Below are 19,180 nucleotides of genomic sequence, written 5' to 3' on the forward strand. Positions count from 1 at the left end.
GAGGTCCGCGGCCCGGTAAGGACCGATCATCCGGGACCTGTTCAGTCCTGGGCCGGCAGGCTCCAGATTTGCTTGATCTCATGGATGTTTCCAACGTTGAAGCGCGTCGGGAACCCCGGAATGGTGCATTGGATCTCGCTGGTGAGCTGCATGGCGGTATCGACCACGTTGGTCGCCGCGCGCAACAAGGGGGTTTCATCCCAATTTTTCATCGGATTATTCACGGTTTCTTCCTTCTTTTGATTATTGGGCAGCGGACGGCTGCCCAGGGGGGAGCAATGACAGCATCTGTGTAAACAGTGCCGTCTCTTGCGCAGCGATGCCGGGGTACAGCGGCACGTAATGTTCATCAAAACACCAGGCTTGGTCAGCGTGGGTCAGGTGTTCGGGATGAATAAGCAGACTCAATGATGCGGACATCGATTGGGGGGCGATCTGCTTATGGATTTCCCTCAGGGGCGGCATATATAAAACTTCGCCGGGCGAAAGTTTGACGCTGCGCTGTTTCTCCAGTCGGGGAACCTTGCCTGCTTGCAGTGGCAGATCGTCCAGTATTTCGCGGATGATTGTTGTGTAGCCATCGCCACTGTAGCCGACGGTATACATCTCGAAGTCATGACTGTGGTTCAGGTTATAGATAAAGGTTTCACTTTCATCATGCAGATTGACCGGCGACCAGAAGCCCAGACGAAGCGTGAACAAGTCATTGCTGTGCAGTACAAGTGCGTAGGCGTTGTAGAGGCTGGAGCGGGTACTGAAACCATTCTCCTGGATCGAAGCATAAAGATGTTCACTTAATAAAGAACGGTTTGAAGCCAACTGACGCAGGTCGTCCATGATGCAGTTCTTGTCCCGCTGCAAGTCATGGGTATTTAAACGCGCGATAAATGTTTCCAGATTCATGCTGCCTGCTCCAATGGCGAAAGCAGGTTATCCAGGCGCGGGTTCTTGAGTTTTCTTAACAGTGGGACGTAGTTCAGTGCCTTGTGCGGGTCGACCTGATAGAGCATCTGAAAAGCTTTCCACGCCACTGCCGGGTGATAGTGATAGACCAGTTCTTCGGCAACTTTCGAGCCTCCGGGGTCGCGGAGTGTTTCGAGCAATTCCAGGCTCACCAGGAACCGGGCGGCGCTTTCGTCGTGAGGCAACCAGGCTATTTTCTGCAGCGAAACGCGATCGAACACGCTGATGTCGGCACTTCTGTCCAGCAAGTTGATTCGACCCGTTAGTCGCGTAGCTTCCCGCTCTGCCGGCGCGTAGTCGAACAGGGTTCGACTACCGTCAATGATGAGCGGGTTTTCCGGGTCAACGATAACGCTGTCGAGTTTTTCAAGTTGATGCTCATGGCGCGCATAACGCTGCACTTCGAACGGTTGGTCAAGGGCAAATAGAATGCTCTGTCCGGGGACCGAATAAAGAGGCGAAAGAGTATTGTTGGGTGCGGCTGTGCTGATGCTGATATTACCGATGCTGGTGCAATGCAACAGCAGAGTTCCCGTGTGTGGATTGGAAATGTTCATGATGGTCGCACGCCGGGACTGTGCCTCGGCAAACGACGGTTGGGTATTCAAGTGGCTGATCAGTTGCTTGACTTGCGCGGTCATGTCTAATGTTTTTATTTCTTTCGCTATGTACTCTGGCGAAAAATTTCCGCTAATCAGATTTTTGATCATGAACGTTTCCGCAGCAGTGGGTCGATGCGCAAAAGTATGAATTTTGTGTGGAGGAGGGGCAACTAAGGAATTGTCGACAAGTATTGCGAATGAACTAAGTCGCTTCTGTCGAGTTACTCTGCGCAGGTAGCGAATCCTGTCGACTGGCGGCCAGTTGTCCCGGCGCCGCAGGTGACGGGTGTGTACTCGCTACGCCGCCACGGCCTGTCGCCCCTGACCGAGCAGCGGAACGGCGCGCACCGTGTCACCTGGCTGTACTTGCAGGCGTTTGGCGGTGAGACGGTCAACGATCAGGCTGTGACCGTTGTGATGGCCTCGGGCGCTGGTGACGCGGCAGTTCTCCAGGCGCCGGTTGTGGATCAGCCAGACGGGTGCCTGTTCGTTCGGTGAACCAACGGCCAGGACCAGTGACTGGCTGTCGCGGATGCTGCGGATATTCGAGACCGGCGCTTCGATCACCGGGCCACCGTCGAAGATATCGATGTAGCCCTTATGGCTGAAACCCTCTGCGCCGAGAATCCTCAAGGCCGGTTCGGTGTTCGGATGGGCCTTGCCGATCACGGCCTGGGCCTGTTGGGTGAGCAGGCAGGCGTACAGCGGCTGACGCGGCAACAACTCGGCAATGAACGATTTGTTGCCCATGCCGGATAACTGATCGGTATAGCTGAAGTCTTTCTGGAAAAAATGTCGTCCCAGGCTGTCCCAGAACGGCGAGCTACCGTGCTCGTCGGCATGGCCACGCAATTCGGCGATCAGCTTTTCACCGAACAGTTGGGAGAACTCCGCGACGAACAGCAGGCGTGCCAGGGACAACAGCCGCCCATTATGACCACGGCGCAGGGCGGGATGCAGGAACAACGAGCAGATTTCCGATTGCCCGGTCATCTCGTTATTGAGGAACAGGGTGGGAATCTGCCGCTGGATGCCCAGCTCTGGCACCGAATTGACCGTGACCCCGACCCGATAGTTGTACCACGGCTCACGCAGGCCGACCGCGCCGGTCAGAGCGCTGATACCGACCACTTGCCGGTCATCGTCCTCGAGCACGAACAGGTAGTCGGCGTCGGCCCGCTCGACTTGCCCGGCAAAGGTGCGTTGGGCCCAGCGTATGCGATGGGCCAGGCGTTCTTCATTGGCCGGCAGGCTGGTGAATCCCGGGCCCGCGCAACGGGCAAGGTCCAGCAACGAAGGCAGGTCGGTGATGGCGACCGGACGGACAATCATGATGCGGCTCCTTCATCGTGTCGGCCTGGGACACGACTTTGCATGACGTTCATAGGGCAACCACCCGGATCTGCTGTCCTTCAATGATTTCCAATGCCGCGAGCATCTCGGGCGTCAGGGGGACGGCCCCCTCGATACCGACATCCAGCTCCGTCACGATCGCCCGGTAATTTCCGAGGCTGTCGTTGCTCACCAGATAGCGACCCCGGGCATCAATCTGCGGGCTTTGCCGGGCCGAAGCCATACGACTTTCGGCGATGGAGCGAATATTCGCGATGCGAGCGTGCAGCGTCGGCCCGCCATCGAAGAGGTCCACGTAGCTGTTGGTTTCGAAACCCTCGCGCGCCAGGATGTCGAAGGCTTCCTGGCCGTCAGGATGCACCTGGCCGATACACGCCTGGGCCGCAGGCGGCAACATGGGTACATAAATGGGGTACTGGGGCATCAACTCTGCGAGGAAAGTCCGGCTCCTCAGGCCGCACAAGCGTTCGGCTTCGGCGTAGGGCAAGTCGAAAAAATGCTGGCCGATGGCGTCCCAGAACGGTGACTGGCCGTCTTCACTGCTGAAGCCGACGATTTCCGTGATCACCGAATCGGCGAAGCGTTGCGGGTGGGCGGCGATGAACATCAGCCGGGCCCGGGACAGCAGCTCCGACTCTGGCGTGCGAACCCGTTCGGCGTCGATGTGAAAGCCGCGCAACAGCGTCTGGCCGTTGAGGTCCTGGCACAGCGACAGTGCCGGCACGCCGTGGCGGATGTTCAGTTCCCGGGAGGCGCTGGAAAACGGTCGGTTGCGCAGGCTGTAGAACGGTTCGTTGCAGCCGGTGCTGGCGAGAATTTCGGAACAGCCCACCAGGCGCCCGGAGATCAGGTCTTGCAATACGAATAAGTAGTTTTCCCCGCCCGGGCCTTGCACGTCGGCCTCGAACGAAGCGCACGAGTCGAGAATTTTTTCCCGCAGGCACTCGGTATCGTCTGGAAGCGAGGTGACCCCCACCAGGCTGTCACGGGCCAGTTGCTGCAGTTGTTGCAGATCGCTTAACTGAACTGGACGTAAGGCCAGCATGGATTGCACTCCTGTTCCAGGGCCCGGTGCTGCACCGGGCTTGACGATCACTGTCGATGTCCACGCGTTGTAACGGTTACAACTACAGCGGCGGCTGGCCGATCCTCGCGACCAGCGCTGAATTTCATTGACCCGCCGGGTCGGGCAGGACGGAGTGTGTGCCGAACTTGTTGAGCGCGCACAGATAGATCAGGCCCGCCGCAATCCAGACCAGGCCCAGCTTCTGCGCATCCACGCCCATGTTGTACATGATGGCCGCGACGATGCCGAAGCCGATCAGCGGGCAGATCAGGTGACGGACCAGTTGCCCGGAACGCTGGCGGCGCCAGTAGTGGTTGATCACGGTGATGTGCAACAGCATGAAGCCGCTCAGTGCGCCGAAGTTGACCAGGGAGGTCAGGGTGTCCACGGCATTGATGAACAGGTAGCAGATCAGTAGCGACAGCACGGCCACCAGATAGATGCTCATGTAGGGCGTGTTGTGTTTCGGATGAACCTTGGCCAGCACCTTGGGCAGCTTGCCGTCCCGAGCCATGCCGAACAACAGGCGCGATACCGCGGCCTGGGAGGTGATCGCCACCGCCACGCCCCACGCCAGCGCCGTGGCAACGGCGGTCAGGGTGGCCAGCCAACTGCCGGCCGCCAGTTCGGCGATTTCATAGAAGGCGGTGTCGGCGGACTTGAAGCCCATGCCGGCCGCCAGGTCCGTGGCGATCCAGGTCTGCACCACGAAAATCGCGCCCATGACCAACAAGGTCACCAACGCTGCCTTGCCGATGCTGCGTCCCGGATCCTCCTTGATTTCTTCAGCCAGGGTGGAGATGGCATCGAATCCGAGGAACGACAACACGGCAATCGATACGGCTTGCATCAGCAGGGCGAAGTTGAAGTGTTCCGGGCCGTACAGCGGCGCCAGGGTCATCTGGCCGTTGCCGGCCCCGCCATGCAGGGCATTCCAGGCGTAGAACAGGAAAATCCCCAGCACCACCAGTTGGGCCAGCAGGAAAATAATGTTCATCCGTGCGGTGAAGGTGATGCCCCGCAGGTTGACGAAGGTCGCGCTCACCAGGAACGCCAGGATGAAACCGACCTTGGGAATGTCCGGATACAGGTGATTCAGCGCCATGGCGGCGTAGACATAGAGCAGCGGCGGGATCAGCAGGTAATCCAGCAACATCAACCAGCCGGCAATGAACCCGACGTGTGGGTTGAGGCCTCTTTGTGCGTAGGAATAGACGGAGCCGGCCACCGGGAAGGCCCGGGCCATGCTGCCGTAGCTCAGCGCGGTGAACAGCATCGCCACCATGCCGATGATGTACGCCAGCGGCACCATTCCCGGTGCCTCGGCGTTCACGTAGCCATACACGCCAAACGGTGCGATGGGGATCATGAAGATCATCCCGTACACCACCAGGTCCGTCAGCGACAGGCTGCGCTTCAATTCCTGTTTGTAGCCAAATGCCTCGATACCCACAAGCCGTTCTCCCTTTCAGCCGATCGTTGATTTTGTTTTTCTTCGTTCGTTGCTGCCCGTTACAGCAACGGCGCCAGATAGGCGCTCCAGGTGCGTACCGCCTCGGGGTTACGCAGCAGGTCGTTGCGCACTTCGATCAACACCGAGTCCAGGCCGCGACTGTCGCCGTGGACCGGAACGGTCATGTCGGTCAACGGGTTGATCCGGTAGGGCTGGTTGCCCGCCACCCGCAGCGAATGCCGGTCCAGTCCATCGACGATGCGCTGGGCGTAGTCCACGGCGTCACCGAACAGTACGCCGGCCTCCAGGGCGCGCGGCTGGCCGTAGAACACCGGGGTGAAACTGTGGATGCCCACCACCCGCGTGGGTCGGTTGTCAGCCAGGCGCTGGTCGATCAGCGAGCGCAACCGGTCATGGAAGGGGTGGAACAGACATTGCTGGCGGTACTGCCGGGTGGCTTCGTCCAGGGACTGGTTGCCCGGGACCTGGTAGATCTCGCTCTGGGGCGGGATGCTGTCCGGCACGTGGAGCGGGCGATTCAAGTCGATCAGCAGCCGTGAATAGTTGGCCGACAGCAAGGTCGCGCCGAGCGTCTCGGACAGGCGTTCGGCCAGGGCCAGGGCACCGATGTCCCAGGCAATGTGTTCATGGGCCGCCGTCTCGTCCAGGCCCAGATCGTTCAGTGCGGGGGGGATGAAGCGGCTGGCGTGTTCGCACACCAATATCAACGGGTGCTCGGCGTTTTCCCGGATCAGCCGGTAGGGCGGCTCGGTGTAAAGCCCCGACTCGGCGCACTCAATAGATTCGCGCATAGTGCTCACATCGCTCGGCAGGTGACAGCGCCTGGGTCAAGGCCAGTTCCTGGGCCTTCAAGGCGAAGTAGGTTTCGACCAGCGGGCCGGGTAGGGCATCCAACAACGCCCCGCTGTGACGCAGGCAGTCCAGTGCCTGGGCCAGGGTGGTCGGCAGGGCGATAATGCCACGAGTCCGGCGTTCTTCCTCAGTCAAATCGTCGGGTATTTCATCGGTGACGGCATTGAGCGTCAGCCGTTGTTCGATGCCCAGTCGTCCGGCGATCAGCAAGGCCGCCATCGCCAGGTGCGGCGAAGCGGTGGCGTCCATGGCGCGGAACTCCAGGTTGTACTGGTTCGCCAGCGGCTTGCTTGCCAGGCTCACGGTCGGGCAGATGCGCAGCGCCGCTTCGCGGTTGCGCTGTCCCAGGCAAGCGTAGGAGGCGCTCCAGTGATGGGGTTGCAGGCGTTCGTAGGAGACCGGCGTCGGCGCGGTCAACGCACACAGGGCTGGCAGATGCTGCAGTACACCGGCGGCCCAATGCCGGCCGAGGCTGGACAGGCCATTGCTGCTCGCGCTGTCGTGGAGCACCGGATCACCGTCCAGGTCTTGCAGGCTCAGGTGCAGGTGGACGCCGTTGCACACGGCATCTGCCGAGGTCTTGGCAGCGAAGCTTGCTTGCAGGCCCATCTGCCGGGCGATCTCGCGGGTGATTTCGCGCACGTTCACCGCACGGTCGGCGGCGGCGACGCCGAGAGTCGGGCGGCAGGTGATTTCATACTGTTGCTTGCCGTATTCGGGCAGGAACATTTCCGGTTCGACGCCCCCGGCCCGCAGGGCACTGAGCAGCCAGCCGGCGAACCCGGCCTGCTGGCGCTGGGCCTGGAGGCTGAAGGCCAGGCGATCGGGTTGGGGCTGGGGGGATTTGAGATTGAACTCATGCTCGAATGCGGCGAAGACCTGCAAGCCCAGTTCGGTGCGATAGCGTTCCACTTCGTCATGCAGCAGCGTGCGCGGGCAGGCGCCCCAGGGCCGGCCGTCGGTCTCGCGCACGTCACAGTGGATGAAATCCAGCGCCGGGGCCTCGGGGTCGGGACCGTTGCCGATGGTGACCCGGCTGGACAGGTCCGGCACCAGCCGCAGGTCGCCATACGCCCCCCAGGGATTGGTCGACGCAATGATGTCCTGGGGCGTCAGCGCGCTGTTGGCCGGCACCCAGCCACAGCCGGCAGTGACGTAGTGGGGCAATTCATCGCTGGGAAACGAGCGCCCGCGGGTCACGCCGATCAGGTCGGTGCTGACCAGCGTGGTGACGGGCAGCGGTGCGAGCGTTGCGGTTTCGAGACGGCTCACGGTTGCATCTCCTGCAAGCGACCGAGCACGGTGTCGGTGTCGGTGATCCAGCAATAGCCCTTGATGGCGTTCAGGCAGGCCAGGTGACGCTGTTCGGTATAGGTGGCACAGGCATCCTCCACCAGCGTGACCAGGTACCCGCGGTCGGCGGCGTCGCGCACGGCCATGTCGACGCACTGGTCGGTGACGATGCCGGCGACGATCAGGTGTCGGACCTGCAGGTTGCGCAGCACGTAGTCGATATTGGTGGAGTTGAAAACCCCCGAGGAGGTCTTGGGCAGCACGATCTCGTTTTCCAGCGGCGTCAGTTCGGTGATGATCTGCGCTTGGGGGCTGCCCTTGGGCAAGTGCATGGCCGACAGCTTGTGGTCCAGGGAACGGTCGCGGCCATCGGCGGTGAGGCTTTCGATGTGGGTGTGCAGCACGTTCTGCCGGGCCATACGCACCCCGTCGAGCAGGCGTTGCTGGTTGGGAATCACACGCTGGCGGGCGCGGCGGATGAAATAATCGGCCTCGGGGGTGTCCAGATGAGCATCGAACTGCGGCTCCAGCCAGGCCCGTTGCATGTCGACCAGCAGCAATGCGGTGTGGTCGCGGGTGAACGGCAGATCCCGGGGGGAGTGGTGAGGGAGCGAGAACATCCTTATTTTTCCTCCAACAGGTGCGTGTTGAACTCGGTGCGCAAGGTGTCGATACCGTCCAGGCGTTCGGCCAGGCCAGGACATTGCAACGTCAGGCAGGCGATCAGGGCTTCGACCTGGGCCAGCGCCGGTACCAGGCTATCGAAGGCCGAGACTGATTCCACCGGCGCGCTGATAATCAGGTCGGCCAGTTCGCGCAAGGGCGACGTATAAACGTCGCTGAACAGCACGACCCGGGCATGGCGTTCCTTGGCCGCGCTGGCGACACGAAGGGCCTGGGCCTGGTAGCGACGATAATCGAAGATCAGCACCACGTCCTGGCGTTGCACATCGAACAGGCGGTCGGGCAGTTGGGCGTTGTCTTCCAGGGCAAAACAGCCGGCCCGCAGCAGGCGCAGGTGATTGAGCAGGTAATGGGCGAGGAAGCTGCTGAAGCGACCGCCGAAACAATGCACCTGGTGCCGGGTGTCGAGCAGCCACTGCATGAGAATGCGCACGTCTTCGGGCTGGGTCAGGGCTTGGGTTTCCAGAAGACTGCGCTGGCTGGCCACCAGATACTGGCTCCAGGTGTCGCCCTGTTGCAATTTGATCCGAGGCCGCAACATCGTGCGGGGAGAGCGCAGGCGATGGTCCATGTCGACCAGCAGCGCATTCTGGAACTCGGCATAGCCGCCGAAACCAAGTTTTTTGACCAGACGCACGATGGTCGGGTCGCTCACGCCGGCATGTTCGGCCAGGCGTGACATCGGACCGAGGCCGTTGCGCGGGTAATGATCAAGCAGAGCACGTACGACCTTGCGTTCCGACGGCGTCAGGATCAGGCCGGGATCGGTAATAAGGTCCCTGAGAGGCGGCATCCGTGCTCCTTGCTGGATGGGGTGTTGGATATCTTACATAACTACTGAAAACAGTATTTATGTAGCCCCTGCTACATGTCCAGTGGTTTTTACGTTTCGTTTAAAATGCCCAAGAATGGTGCGAAAGTCTTGTAGGACGTGGCCTTGGGCCGAGCTGAGAGGTATGTCAGTCAATGCTTTTTTCCGTGTCAGACATAACGACTTTTTGTCTCGGATATTTGATTTCATATAAGGTGCCCTACACGAAAAGATCTCAATATCCTTCCCCCGACAGTGTGAGTGTCCCACGTGCAAGCCACGCGTCTGACCTTGATCAGCCATGCCCGAACCGTTGCCCAGAAACAGGCGCGTTTCGCGCTGGACGAATCACTGGACGTTGACTGGCTGGCCAGGCGGCCCGAGGCCGGCCAAGGGTATCGAAACGTTCGGCATGTCCTGTGCGGGCCTGAGTTGCGTACCCGCCAGACCGCCGCATTGTTCGGCGACGAAATCCGGGTGGTTCAGGCCCTGGCCGATTGTGACCTGGGGCGCTGGCGCGGGTTATCCATCGACGAGTTGCTCCAGGCCGAACCGGAACAACTGCAAGCCTGGCTCGATGATCCCCATGCCGTTCCCCATGGCGGCGAGTCTATCGACCGGTTGTGCCGTCGTGTCGGGGACTGGCTGGCAAGCCTGGAAAGTGAATCGGGACACTTGCTGGCGGTCACCCATCCATTCGTGATCCGGGCGGCCCTGATGAACGTGTTGCAATGCCCGGCAACCAGCTTCAGCCGGATCGACATCGAACCGCTGTCTTCCCTGGAGTTGCGTTTCAATGGGCTGTGGCGGTTGCGCACTCTGGAGCTTGAGCAGGAGTCACGGAGATGAAGAAGCTTTCAATCATTGGCATCGGCGCCGGTGATCCGGATTACCTGACGATGCAGGCGGTGAAGGCCTTGAATCGGGTGGATGTGTTCTTCCTCATGGACAAGGGGCCCGCCAAGCACGCACTGCTGGACCTGCGGCGCGACATCTGCACGCGCTACATCGTTGATCGCCCTTATCGCTTTGTCGAGGCCTGTAGTCCTGAACGCCCACGTGGCGACCCGGACTACACCAGCAGTGTCGAAGATCTGAACCGCGCGAAGCAGGCGACGTTCGAAAGGTTGATCAATGAAGAACTGTCCGACGGGGAGTGTGGTGGTTTCCTGGTATGGGGCGATCCGTCGTTGTACGACAGCACCGTGCGCATCCTGCAGGCCCTTCTCGAGACGGGGCGTTGCGACTTCGAGTTCGAAGTGATTCCGGGCATCACCAGCGTCCAGGCCCTGGCGGCGCAACACAAAGTGCCGTTGAACAACATTGGCGGTGCGGTGGAGATCACTACCGGGCGGCGGTTGGCGACGGGGCAAGTGGGGGACGCGGCGAGCGTGGTGGTGATGCTCGACGCCGAGGATGCGTACCGCCAGGTGAGCGATCCCGATACGCATATTTACTGGGGCGCCTACGTGGGAACACCGGATGAGCTGCTCATCGCCGGTCGGTTGGGGGACGTGGCCGATGACATAGAGCGCACCCGCAAGGCGGCGCGGCAGGCGAATGGGTGGATCATGGATACTTATCTGTTGCGCAAGCGTTGAGGGTTGGCTGCACACGATGGGTGTCGCAACCCCAGTCTTGTGGCGAGGGGATTTATCCCCGCTGGGCTGCGAAGCAGACCCTTCGGTGTTCTGGGATGAACTGCGTTATATTTGGGGCTGCTGGGCAGCCCAGCGGGGATAAATCCCCTCGCCACAGATGGGCCCCCTCGCCACAACGGTGCTCGTCAGTTTTGATCGCTGATCATCTGGCTTCATCCCCGCCCAAACCGTTCCCGATACGCCGACGGCGCCAGCCCCACCACGCTGCGGAACGCCACGCGAAAGCTTTCCACCGAGCGATAGCCGCACAGTTGCGCGATGTTGTCGGTGTTGTCCTTGGTGCTTTCCAGCAACTCCCGGGCGCGCGCCAGACGCTCATGCTGCAGCCAGGCCTTGGGCGACAGGCCGCAGGCCTGGGTAAAGCGGCGCAGGAATGTCCGTTCGCTCATGGCCGCCTGGCTGGCGAGTTCGCGCACACCAAGGGGCTCGTGCAGGTGTTCACGGGCCCACTGCATGACCCCGGACAGATCGCTGCGCGGGGTGCGGCTGACCGGCGAGGGAATGAACTGCGCCTGGCCGCCGGTGCGTTGCGTCGGCATCACCAATCGGCGCGCCACGGCGTTGGCGACCTGGGCCCCGAAATCCCGTGCCACCAGATGCAGGCAGGCATCGATGCCGGCGGCGCTGCCGGCCGAGGTGATGACTTGGCCTGAGTCCACGTACAGCACATCCGGATCGACCAGGATGGCCGGAAAGCTTTCGGCCAGTTCATCGGTGTAGCGCCAGTGAGTCGTGGCCCCCAGCCCGTCCAGCAGCCCGGCGGCCGCCAGTACGAATGCCCCGGAGCAGATCGACAGCAGGCGCGCGCCTCGGGCATGGGCCTTGCGCAGTGCTGCCAGTAAGTCTTCGGAGGGTGGTTCGCTGCGGCTGCGCCAGCCAGGGATCACGATAGTCCGCGCCGTATCCAACAGCTCCATGCCACCATCGGCCAGCACCTGGAAGCCGCCCATGGCGCGCAGCGGGCCGTCATCGACGGCGACGATCCGGTGTTCATACCAGGGGAAATCGAACTCGGGACGGGCCAGCGCGAAAATCTCGACGGCGACGCCGAATTCGAACGTGCACAAGCCGTCATAGGCAAGGACCGCGACCAGGCCGGGGGAAGGCTGCATTTGGCGGAAAATTCCCACTGAGTGTCTTGTGCGCCACTTTAGCGGTTAGCATAGGCCGGATAAAGTCTCCTTACGCCCTCATCCCCCTTGGAGTACCCACCATGCCCAGTCCGGTTAGCGAAGTGCCTGCTGCTCCGTCCGACATTGCCCTACAGCATTTCAGCCGTCGTCTGACGTTCGAAACAGATTGCTCCGACGTTCATGCCAGCCAACAGGCCGGCGAGGTCGATTTTGTACTGGTGGATGTCCGCGGCCCCCTGGCTTATGAGCGCGGCCATGTGCCAGGCGCGATCAATATCCCGACGCGCTCGCTCACTGCCCAGTCGCTGGCCGCTTATCCGAAAACCACGCTGTTCGTGGTTTACTGCGCGGGGCCGCACTGCAACGGTGCGAACAAGGCAGCGGTCCGGCTGGCAACCCTGGGCTATCCGGTCAAGGAAATGATCGGCGGCGTCATGGGCTGGCTTGATGAAGGCTTTCGTCTGACCGGTCTGGTGGAGCGTGTGGCGGATACGGCGGTCAGTTGCGACTGTTGAGTTTTCGCAAGCAATCCATACCCGTGTGGCGAGGGAGCAAGCTCCCTCGCCACACGCACTGGTACCTGTCAGGTTTTTCGCAAACTTCATGGACATCAGACACGTCTGATTATTTTCATAACTATTTGTCGCCTCAACACAATTCCCTCTCTGAGTGCCCTTCTAGACTCCCGGCCACCTCGGTTTTTGCCAACCGAACGCTGCCTACGATCCGCCAATAAAAAAACCTGCGCACTCAGGAGCAGAAATGAAGAAGCTAGCAATGTTCGGTGCCCTGGCACTGTCCGTGTTGTCCTTGTCGGCCGTGGCCGCTGACGCCAAGCCGATCCGCCTGGGGATCGAAGCCGGCTACCCACCTTTCTCGATGAAAACCGCCGACGGCAAACTGGCCGGCTTCGATGTCGATATCGGTGATGCGTTGTGTGAGCAGATGAAGGTCAAGTGTGTCTGGGTTGAGCAGGAGTTCGATGGCCTGATCCCGGCGCTGAAGGTGAAGAAGATCGACGCGATTCTGTCGTCCATGACCATCACCGACGATCGCAAGAAAAACGTCGATTTCACCATCAAGTACTACCACACCCCAGCACGCTTCGTGATGAAGGAAGGTTCCGGGATCAAGGACCCGTTGACCGAACTCAAGGGCAAGAAGGTCGGTGTGCTGCGGGCCAGCACCCACGACCGCTTTGCCACTGAAGTGCTGGTCCCGGCGGGCATCAACCTGGTGCGCTACAGCTCCCAGCAGGAAGCCAACCTGGACATGGTCGCTGGCCGTCTTGACGCCATGCTGGCCGATTCGGTCAACCTCGACGATGGCTTCCTGAAAACCGACGCCGGCAAGGGCTTCGCCTTCGTGGGCCCGGCCTATGACGATCCGAAGTACTTCGGTGGCGGTGCCGGCATTGCCGTAGGCAAGGGTAATCAGGCCCTGGCCGAGAAATTCAACGCGGCCATTACCGAGATCCGCGCCAACGGCACGTACAAGAAGGTGCAGGACAAGTACTTCGCCTTCGATATCTACGGGCACTGATCGTTGAAACCAAGGTGGCCCTCCATTGACCTGGTCGGCCACCTTTTTCATGGGTGATTGTTTTACCCTGTGCCCTGAGTGCCTTCGTATCTGGAGATTTCATGCAACGTATCGACCATACCCTGCCATGGAGCCACCTCGGCACCGAACGTCGGCTCAGTGTGTTTCGTTATGGCCATGGCCCACGCAAGGTCTACATCCAGGCCAGCCTGCACGCCGATGAGTTGCCGGGCATGCGCACGGCGTGGGAGCTGAAGCAGCGGCTCAACGCCCTCGAGGCCCAAGGCATGCTCAAGGGGGTGATCGAGCTGGTGCCGGTGGCCAACCCCATCGGCCTGGATCAGCATCTGCAAAGCGCCCACATGGGGCGTTTCGAGTTGGGCAGCGGCAAGAACTTCAACCGCTCCTTCGTGGAACTCAGCGCCCCGGTGGCGCAACGTGTCGGCCAGCGGCTGGGAGACGATCCGGCGGCCAATATCACCTTGATCCGCCAGACCATGCTCCAGGTCCTGGACGATTTGCCCGCACCCCCTTCGCAGCTCGAAGCCTTGCATCGCCTCCTGCTGCGCCATGCCTGCGATGCCGATATCACCCTCGACCTGCACTGCGATTTCGAGGCGGCGATTCATCTGTACGCCTTGCCGCAACAGTGGCCGCAATGGCGTTCCCTGGCCGCGCGGTTGAAAGCCGGCGTGGCATTGCTGTGTGAGGACTCCGGCGGCAGTTCGTTCGACGAATCCTGTTCCACCCCCTGGCTGCGCCTGGCCAGGGCCTTTCCCGAGGCAGCGATCCCGTCGGCCAACCTGGCGACCACCCTGGAACTGGGGAGCATGGGCGACACGCGGGTGGACCAGGCCCAGGCCAACTGCGAGGCCATCCTCGGGTTTCTTGCCGAGCAGGGTTTCATCGGCGGTGACTGGCCGTCCGTGCCCGCCCAATGCTGTGAAGGTTTTCCGTTCGAGGGCACCGAGTATCTGTTCGCGCCGCACCATGGCGTGGTGAGCTTCCTGCGCGAAGCGGGCGAATGGGTGGAGCGGGGCGATCCCTTGTTCGAAGTGGTGGACCCGTTGAATGACCGGGTCACGACGGTACGGGCCGGCACCAGCGGCGTGCTGTTCGCCCTGGACCGTGGGCGTTATACCCAGCCGGGCATCTGGCAGGCGAAAGTGGCGGGACGTGAACCGATACGCACCGGGAAATTGACCAACGACTGAAAAGTGCTGTCTACCTCACCGTACGCCCTTGCCATGGGCTATCGAATAATGGAGGAAGATCGATGTTCAAAGTGTTCGCCCTGTTCCTGTTGCTGGTCTCGTCCGGGTTGCAAGCCCAGCCCTCGTTGCATACGGACTTGCCACTCAGTTATCTGGCCCAGGTCGACGAGCAGGCCAGGGACCGGCCGCTGGTGATATTCCTGCATGGTTCCGGCAGCAACGAACAGGATCTGTTCGAACTCAAGGACGAGTTGCCCAAGCACTACAACTACCTCTCGGTGCGGGCGCCGAAAAGCATGGAACCGGGCCATTACCAGTGGTTTGCGAAGAAGGGCGAGGGCGCTTATGACGGCGACACCTCGGACCTGAAGGCCAGCGGCCAGATGCTGCTGGATTTCATCGAAAAGGCCCGGGCCAAGTACCCGACGGACGCCAGCCAGGTCTATCTGGTGGGCTTCAGCCAGGGCGCGATGATGAGTTATGAAGTCGCCCTGCGACACCCCGACGCGGTCGGTGGAATCGCCGCGATGGGCGGGCGGGTCCTGTCCGTGCTCCAAGCCGAACTGACTCCCGATGAATCGCGGCGGTCGCTGGCGGTGTTCATCGGTCACGGCACGGCCGACCCGATCATTCCCTACCACGACGGCACCGAGGCCGACACGCTCCTGAAGACCCTGGCCCTGGAGCCGGAATTCCATGCCTACCCGGGCGTTGGGCATACCATCAGCGCCTTGGAAGTGCAGGACCTGCGGGCCTGGCTGGAGCGGCTCAATCCCTAGCGGCTGCAAGTTGGAACATTGTTGCCTAGGCTGACGCTATCGCGAGCAGGCTCGCTCCCACAGGGGCTGCGGTGGGTTGGAGTCGCGTGAACACCCGGCACCCACTGTGGGAGCGAGCCTGCTCGCGATGGCGTCGGCACATCCAACATCGATGCAGGCAGACCCACCGCCTTCGCGAGCAAGCCCGCTCCCACATCTTGGTTCCAGGATTCATGCCGCACCGAAGCCCTCTGTGGGAGCGAGCCTGCTCGCGAATGATCCAACGCGGTCCCTCAGGCACCCCGCGCCGACGTCATCACTTGCCGCTGGCGATCTGTTTCACCAGCGCTTCATGTCCGTTCTTGTCACTGGCCCGGGAGATGATCTGCACCACGGCCACGCGTGTGCCGGAGGCTCCCAGCAACGTGGTGTCGAGGGTCGGCCCGCCGCCCTGGGTGGCGCTGGTGTCGAGTTGACGCAGGCCCAGGCCAGTGCCTTTCTGGGTCAGGCTTTTTTCGCTGAGGATCCTGGCGTCCGGCAGGGCTTTGCTTCGCTGGGCGGCGAAGCCGGCCATGGTGGTGTCGAGAAACGCAGCATCGTCATCCTTGACCTTCGCACCGTTGACGATGATGTTTTCAGCCGTGATTACCACGGTTCTGCTGGTGGCATTGCTGTACATGGTCCCCGTCGTCCCCGCCGTGCCTTGGGCGGCATCGCCGGCAGGCAGTGCCGTTGCGGTGAAACCCTTGGGCAAGGTAAAGACAAATTTGCCGCCCAGCATCGATACTTTCTGGGCCGGCAAATCGCCGGTGGTTTTGGTCGGGGCCGAATGGGCAGGCACGACAACCAGACTGGCAACGACTGTCAGCAACAGTGCAGCAGTATGTTTAATCAGCAATGACATTGAAATTCTCGGCGTGGAGGGCGTGTTCGGGGGCCGATCATCCCACGGGGATCCCGCCGGACTCCAGTGCTGCGCAGCCCTCCGAACGTGTCAGTCAGGCTCGACATCCAGTTGCAGGCTGTCGTCGGCCAGGCGCTCGGTGCGCCGGACAATCCCGCTGATCCGCCGCCCCTCGGCAGTGAATACCACGATCTGGGCCTTTTCCAGGTCATCCGGCAGTGGGGGGCGGATGTGCAGCGCAAACCACGGTGGCTCCCCGTCATCGAGGCGTTTGACATCGAACTGGCAGTCGATACTTTTGGTTTCCCGGCCGAACAGCGTGTCGAGGCCGTAATCCAGGTGGGTGCTGTCGGCAGCGGCGGGGGAAAGGGACATCGGCAGTCTCCTGTTGAACACTGGGTTGATGTTCAAGTGATTCTCGCGATGAACGAAAATTCCATCGCCAGAGCCCCCGGCCAGAATGGATAACCTACCCCGGCATAGTACCGCCACATACCCTTTGCTATCGATGATCTTCAGGTTCTGGTTGCCCCGGCCATTGCGGCATGGGCACTGAAGCGTCGACGTTGCTGCTAGAATCGCTCACCTTGACTGATGAGAGGTATGCCCATGAGCGAGCCCATTCGCCTGACCCAGTACAGCCACGGCGCCGGTTGCGGCTGCAAGATTTCGCCGCAGGTGCTGGAAGTGATCCTGGCCGGCAGCGGTGCGCAGAACCTTGATCCCAAATTGTGGGTCGGCAACGCCTCCCGGGATGACGCCGCGGTGTATGCCATCGACGAGGAGCGCGGGGTGGTGTCGACCACGGACTTCTTCATGCCGATTGTCGATGATCCCTTCGATTTCGGCCGCATCGCCGCCACCAATGCCATCAGTGACATCTATGCCATGGGCGGTGATCCGCTGATGGCCATTGCGATTCTCGGTTGGCCAGTCAATGTGCTGGCCCCGGAAATCGCACGGGAAGTGATTCGCGGCGGTCGTTCGGTGTGCGACGAGGCGGGTATCCCCTTGGCGGGCGGGCATTCGATCGATGCGCCCGAGCCGATTTTCGGCCTGGCCGTCACCGGCCTGGTGCAGAAGCGCCACATGAAGCGCAATGACACCGCCACTGCCGGTTGCCGCCTGTACCTGACCAAGCCGCTGGGCATTGGCATCCTCACCACGGCGGAGAAGAAGGGCAAATTGCGCGCCGCCGACGTTGGCCTGGCCCGCGACTGGATGTGCACCCTCAACAAGCCCGGCAGCCGCTTCGGCAAGCTCGATGGCGTGACCGCCATGACCGATGTCACCGGTTTCGGTTTGCTTGGGCATCTGGTGGAAATGGCCGACGGCAGTCAGTTGACCGCACGCATCCGCTACGACGCGGTGCCGCGCCTGCCGGGCGTCGAGTACTACCTCGACCTGGGCTGCGTGCCGGGCGGAACGCTGCGCAACTACGACAGCTACGCCAGCAAAGTCGGTCGGGTTCAGGAACTGCACAAGCGCGTGCTGTGCGACCCGCAGACCAGCGGCGGCCTGTTGATCGCCGTGACGGCGCAGGGCGAAGGCGAGTTTCTTGAGGTGGCTGCTGAATTGGGCCTCGCGCTGGAGCCGATCGGTGAGTTGGTCGAGCGACAGACCAGCGCGGTCGAGGTGTCTTGATGAGCAATGACATTACCGATTACCGCGACATTTTCCTCAACGATCGGCCGATGATGGACACCCGCGCGCCCGTCGAATTTCTCAAGGGTGCGTTTCCCGGCGTGGTCAATCTGCCGCTGATGACCGACATCGAGCGGCAGCGGGTCGGTACTTGCTACAAGCAGCAGGGCCAGCAAGCGGCCATCGTCCTGGGGCATCAGCTGGTGTCCGGCGAAACCAAGGCGCAACGCATCCAGGCCTGGGCCGACTTCGCCCGGGCCCATCCTGACGGTGTTCTGTACTGCTTTCGCGGCGGCCTGCGCTCGCAGATCGTCCAACAATGGCTCAAGGACGAAGCCGGCATCGAATACCCCAGGGTCGGCGGTGGCTACAAGGCGATGCGCACGTTCCTGCTGGACACTGTTGAACAGGCGGTCGCCCAGTGCGATTTCGTCTTGCTGGGCGGCATGACCGGCACCGGCAAGACCGAGGTCTTGAACCAATTGGGCAACGGGCTGGACCTGGAAGGTTACGCCAATCATCGGGGCTCCAGCTTCGGCAAGCGTGCCACGGGGCAGCCTTCCAACATCGATTTCGAGAACCGCCTGGCCGTGGATGTGCTGAAAAAGCGCGCCGCCGGTATCGGGCAATTCGTGGTGGAAGATGAAAGCCGCATGGTCGGCAGCTGTGCCTTGCCGTTGCCGCTGTACCAGCGCATGCAGCAGGTTCCGATGGTCTGGCTGGAAGACAGTGTGGAACGGCGGGTCGAGCGGATTCTGCGGGATTACGTCATCAACCTGAGCGCCGAGTTTATCGCCGTACACGGCGAGGAAGGGTTCTCGCTGTTCTCCGAGCGATTGTTGGCGAGTCTGGACAATATCCACAAGCGCCTGGGGGGCGACCGCCATCGGCGCCTGTTGGCAATCATGGAAGCTGCCCTGGCCGAGCAGGCCGATAGCGGTGCCGTCGATTTGCATCGTGGCTGGATCGAAGGGTTGCTGCGCGAGTATTACGACCCGATGTACGTGTTCCAGCGGGAAAAGAAGGGCGGTCGGATCGAGTTTGCGGGAGAGCAGGCGGCTGTGCTCGAGTATCTGCGTGAGCGAGTGGCTCGAACGGCCTGATCTCAGGACAGTATGGGAACGGGCCGGCGCTATCGCGAGCAGGCTCGCTCCCACAGCAGATTTGCAGTAGCCCGCACATCTGCGATCACCCCAGGCCCCTGTGGGAGCGAGCCTGCTCGCGAT

21 protein-coding genes are annotated in these 19,180 nt (G+C 61.5%); 8 read left to right on the forward strand and 13 right to left on the reverse strand.

Annotation, left to right across the window (positions count from 1 at the left end):
• Positions 1 to 41: 41 nt before the first annotated feature.
• The 10 genes from LOY35_RS10015 to LOY35_RS10060 form a co-directional block, all read right to left on the reverse strand.
• Positions 42 to 224, reverse strand: coding sequence for a hypothetical protein (locus tag LOY35_RS10015; RefSeq protein WP_258632160.1), 183 nt, complete (start codon positions 222 to 224; stop codon positions 42 to 44).
• 19 nt (positions 225 to 243) lie between these two features.
• Complete coding sequence (locus LOY35_RS10020; protein WP_258632161.1) at positions 244 to 903, reverse strand: transposase; 660 nt, start codon at positions 901 to 903, stop codon at positions 244 to 246.
• Complete coding sequence (locus LOY35_RS10025) at positions 900 to 1,673, reverse strand: hypothetical protein (RefSeq protein WP_258632162.1); 774 nt, start codon at positions 1,671 to 1,673, stop codon at positions 900 to 902. The genes LOY35_RS10020 and LOY35_RS10025 overlap by 4 nt, the downstream gene beginning before the upstream one ends.
• A 189-nt stretch (positions 1,674 to 1,862) precedes the next feature.
• Positions 1,863 to 2,897 (reverse strand): arginine N-succinyltransferase, encoded by a 1,035-nt coding sequence (gene astA, locus LOY35_RS10030; protein WP_258632163.1) that lies wholly within the window; start codon positions 2,895 to 2,897, stop codon positions 1,863 to 1,865.
• A gap of 49 nt (positions 2,898 to 2,946) precedes the next feature.
• Positions 2,947 to 3,963, reverse strand: coding sequence for an arginine N-succinyltransferase (locus LOY35_RS10035; RefSeq protein ID WP_258632164.1), 1,017 nt, complete (start codon positions 3,961 to 3,963; stop codon positions 2,947 to 2,949).
• Positions 3,964 to 4,087: 124 nt separating this feature from the next.
• Positions 4,088 to 5,437 carry an APC family permease gene (locus tag LOY35_RS10040; RefSeq protein ID WP_258632165.1) on the reverse strand — a complete coding sequence of 450 codons (1,350 nt, stop codon included), beginning with the start codon at positions 5,435 to 5,437 and terminating at the stop codon, positions 4,088 to 4,090.
• Positions 5,438 to 5,496: 59 nt separating this feature from the next.
• Complete coding sequence (locus LOY35_RS10045; RefSeq protein WP_258632166.1) at positions 5,497 to 6,249, reverse strand: N-formylglutamate amidohydrolase; 753 nt, start codon at positions 6,247 to 6,249, stop codon at positions 5,497 to 5,499.
• Entirely contained in the window at positions 6,233 to 7,582 is a 1,350-nt protein-coding gene (locus LOY35_RS10050; protein ID WP_258632167.1) for a glutamine synthetase family protein, read from the reverse strand. The genes LOY35_RS10045 and LOY35_RS10050 overlap by 17 nt, the downstream gene beginning before the upstream one ends.
• Positions 7,579 to 8,223, reverse strand: coding sequence for an isochorismatase family cysteine hydrolase (locus LOY35_RS10055; RefSeq protein ID WP_258632168.1), 645 nt, complete (start codon positions 8,221 to 8,223; stop codon positions 7,579 to 7,581). The genes LOY35_RS10050 and LOY35_RS10055 overlap by 4 nt, the downstream gene beginning before the upstream one ends.
• Positions 8,224 to 8,225: 2 nt before the next feature.
• A complete protein-coding gene (locus LOY35_RS10060; RefSeq protein ID WP_258632169.1) occupies positions 8,226 to 9,080 on the reverse strand; it encodes a MurR/RpiR family transcriptional regulator in 855 nt (284 codons plus the stop codon).
• Between the two features lie 288 nt (positions 9,081 to 9,368).
• On the opposite strand from LOY35_RS10060, the gene LOY35_RS10065 reads away from it, so the two are divergent.
• Positions 9,369 to 9,947: a histidine phosphatase family protein gene (locus LOY35_RS10065; protein WP_258632170.1), complete on the forward strand. Its 579-nt coding sequence runs from the start codon at positions 9,369 to 9,371 to the stop codon at positions 9,945 to 9,947.
• Positions 9,944 to 10,699 (forward strand): precorrin-6A synthase (deacetylating), encoded by a 756-nt coding sequence (cobF, locus tag LOY35_RS10070; protein ID WP_258632171.1) that lies wholly within the window; start codon positions 9,944 to 9,946, stop codon positions 10,697 to 10,699. Before LOY35_RS10065 ends, cobF begins: the two co-directional genes overlap by 4 nt.
• A gap of 212 nt (positions 10,700 to 10,911) precedes the next feature.
• Here cobF and ftrA read toward each other — a convergent pair whose 3' ends face one another.
• The gene (gene ftrA / locus LOY35_RS10075) at positions 10,912 to 11,871 is read right to left on the reverse strand and encodes a transcriptional regulator FtrA (RefSeq protein WP_258632172.1); all 960 of its coding nucleotides are present in this window, start codon (positions 11,869 to 11,871) and stop codon (positions 10,912 to 10,914) included.
• A 101-nt stretch (positions 11,872 to 11,972) separates the two neighbouring features.
• Here ftrA and LOY35_RS10080 point away from each other — a divergent pair, with 101 nt between their 5' ends.
• The 4 genes from LOY35_RS10080 to LOY35_RS10095 all read left to right on the forward strand — a co-directional run bounded on the left by LOY35_RS10080 (position 11,973) and on the right by LOY35_RS10095 (position 15,427).
• Complete coding sequence (locus tag LOY35_RS10080) at positions 11,973 to 12,407, forward strand: rhodanese-like domain-containing protein (protein WP_053191523.1); 435 nt, start codon at positions 11,973 to 11,975, stop codon at positions 12,405 to 12,407.
• A 247-nt stretch (positions 12,408 to 12,654) separates the two neighbouring features.
• Entirely contained in the window at positions 12,655 to 13,434 is a 780-nt protein-coding gene (locus LOY35_RS10085; protein ID WP_258632173.1) for an ABC transporter substrate-binding protein, read from the forward strand.
• 101 nt (positions 13,435 to 13,535) lie between these two features.
• The gene (locus tag LOY35_RS10090) at positions 13,536 to 14,648 is read left to right on the forward strand and encodes a M14 family metallopeptidase (RefSeq protein WP_258632174.1); all 1,113 of its coding nucleotides are present in this window, start codon (positions 13,536 to 13,538) and stop codon (positions 14,646 to 14,648) included.
• A 62-nt stretch (positions 14,649 to 14,710) separates the two neighbouring features.
• Positions 14,711 to 15,427, forward strand: coding sequence for an alpha/beta hydrolase (locus LOY35_RS10095; protein WP_258632175.1), 717 nt, complete (start codon positions 14,711 to 14,713; stop codon positions 15,425 to 15,427).
• A 295-nt stretch (positions 15,428 to 15,722) separates the two neighbouring features.
• On the opposite strand, the gene LOY35_RS10100 is transcribed toward LOY35_RS10095, so the two are convergent.
• Positions 15,723 to 16,310: a hypothetical protein gene (locus LOY35_RS10100; protein WP_258632176.1), complete on the reverse strand. Its 588-nt coding sequence runs from the start codon at positions 16,308 to 16,310 to the stop codon at positions 15,723 to 15,725.
• Between the two features lie 90 nt (positions 16,311 to 16,400).
• Entirely contained in the window at positions 16,401 to 16,685 is a 285-nt protein-coding gene (locus LOY35_RS10105; protein ID WP_258632177.1) for a hypothetical protein, read from the reverse strand.
• Positions 16,686 to 16,919: 234 nt separating this feature from the next.
• Here LOY35_RS10105 and selD point away from each other — a divergent pair, with 234 nt between their 5' ends.
• Positions 16,920 to 17,954, forward strand: a complete 1,035-nt coding sequence (selD, locus tag LOY35_RS10110) for a selenide, water dikinase SelD (protein WP_047703702.1) — start codon at positions 16,920 to 16,922, stop codon at positions 17,952 to 17,954.
• The gene (mnmH, locus tag LOY35_RS10115) at positions 17,954 to 19,057 is read left to right on the forward strand and encodes a tRNA 2-selenouridine(34) synthase MnmH (RefSeq protein ID WP_258632178.1); all 1,104 of its coding nucleotides are present in this window, start codon (positions 17,954 to 17,956) and stop codon (positions 19,055 to 19,057) included. Before selD ends, mnmH begins: the two co-directional genes overlap by 1 nt.
• The last annotated feature ends 123 nt before the right edge of the window (positions 19,058 to 19,180 follow it).

It is taken from the genome of Pseudomonas sp. B21-028, from assembly GCF_024749045.1.
GTDB lineage: Bacteria > Pseudomonadota > Gammaproteobacteria > Pseudomonadales > Pseudomonadaceae > Aquipseudomonas.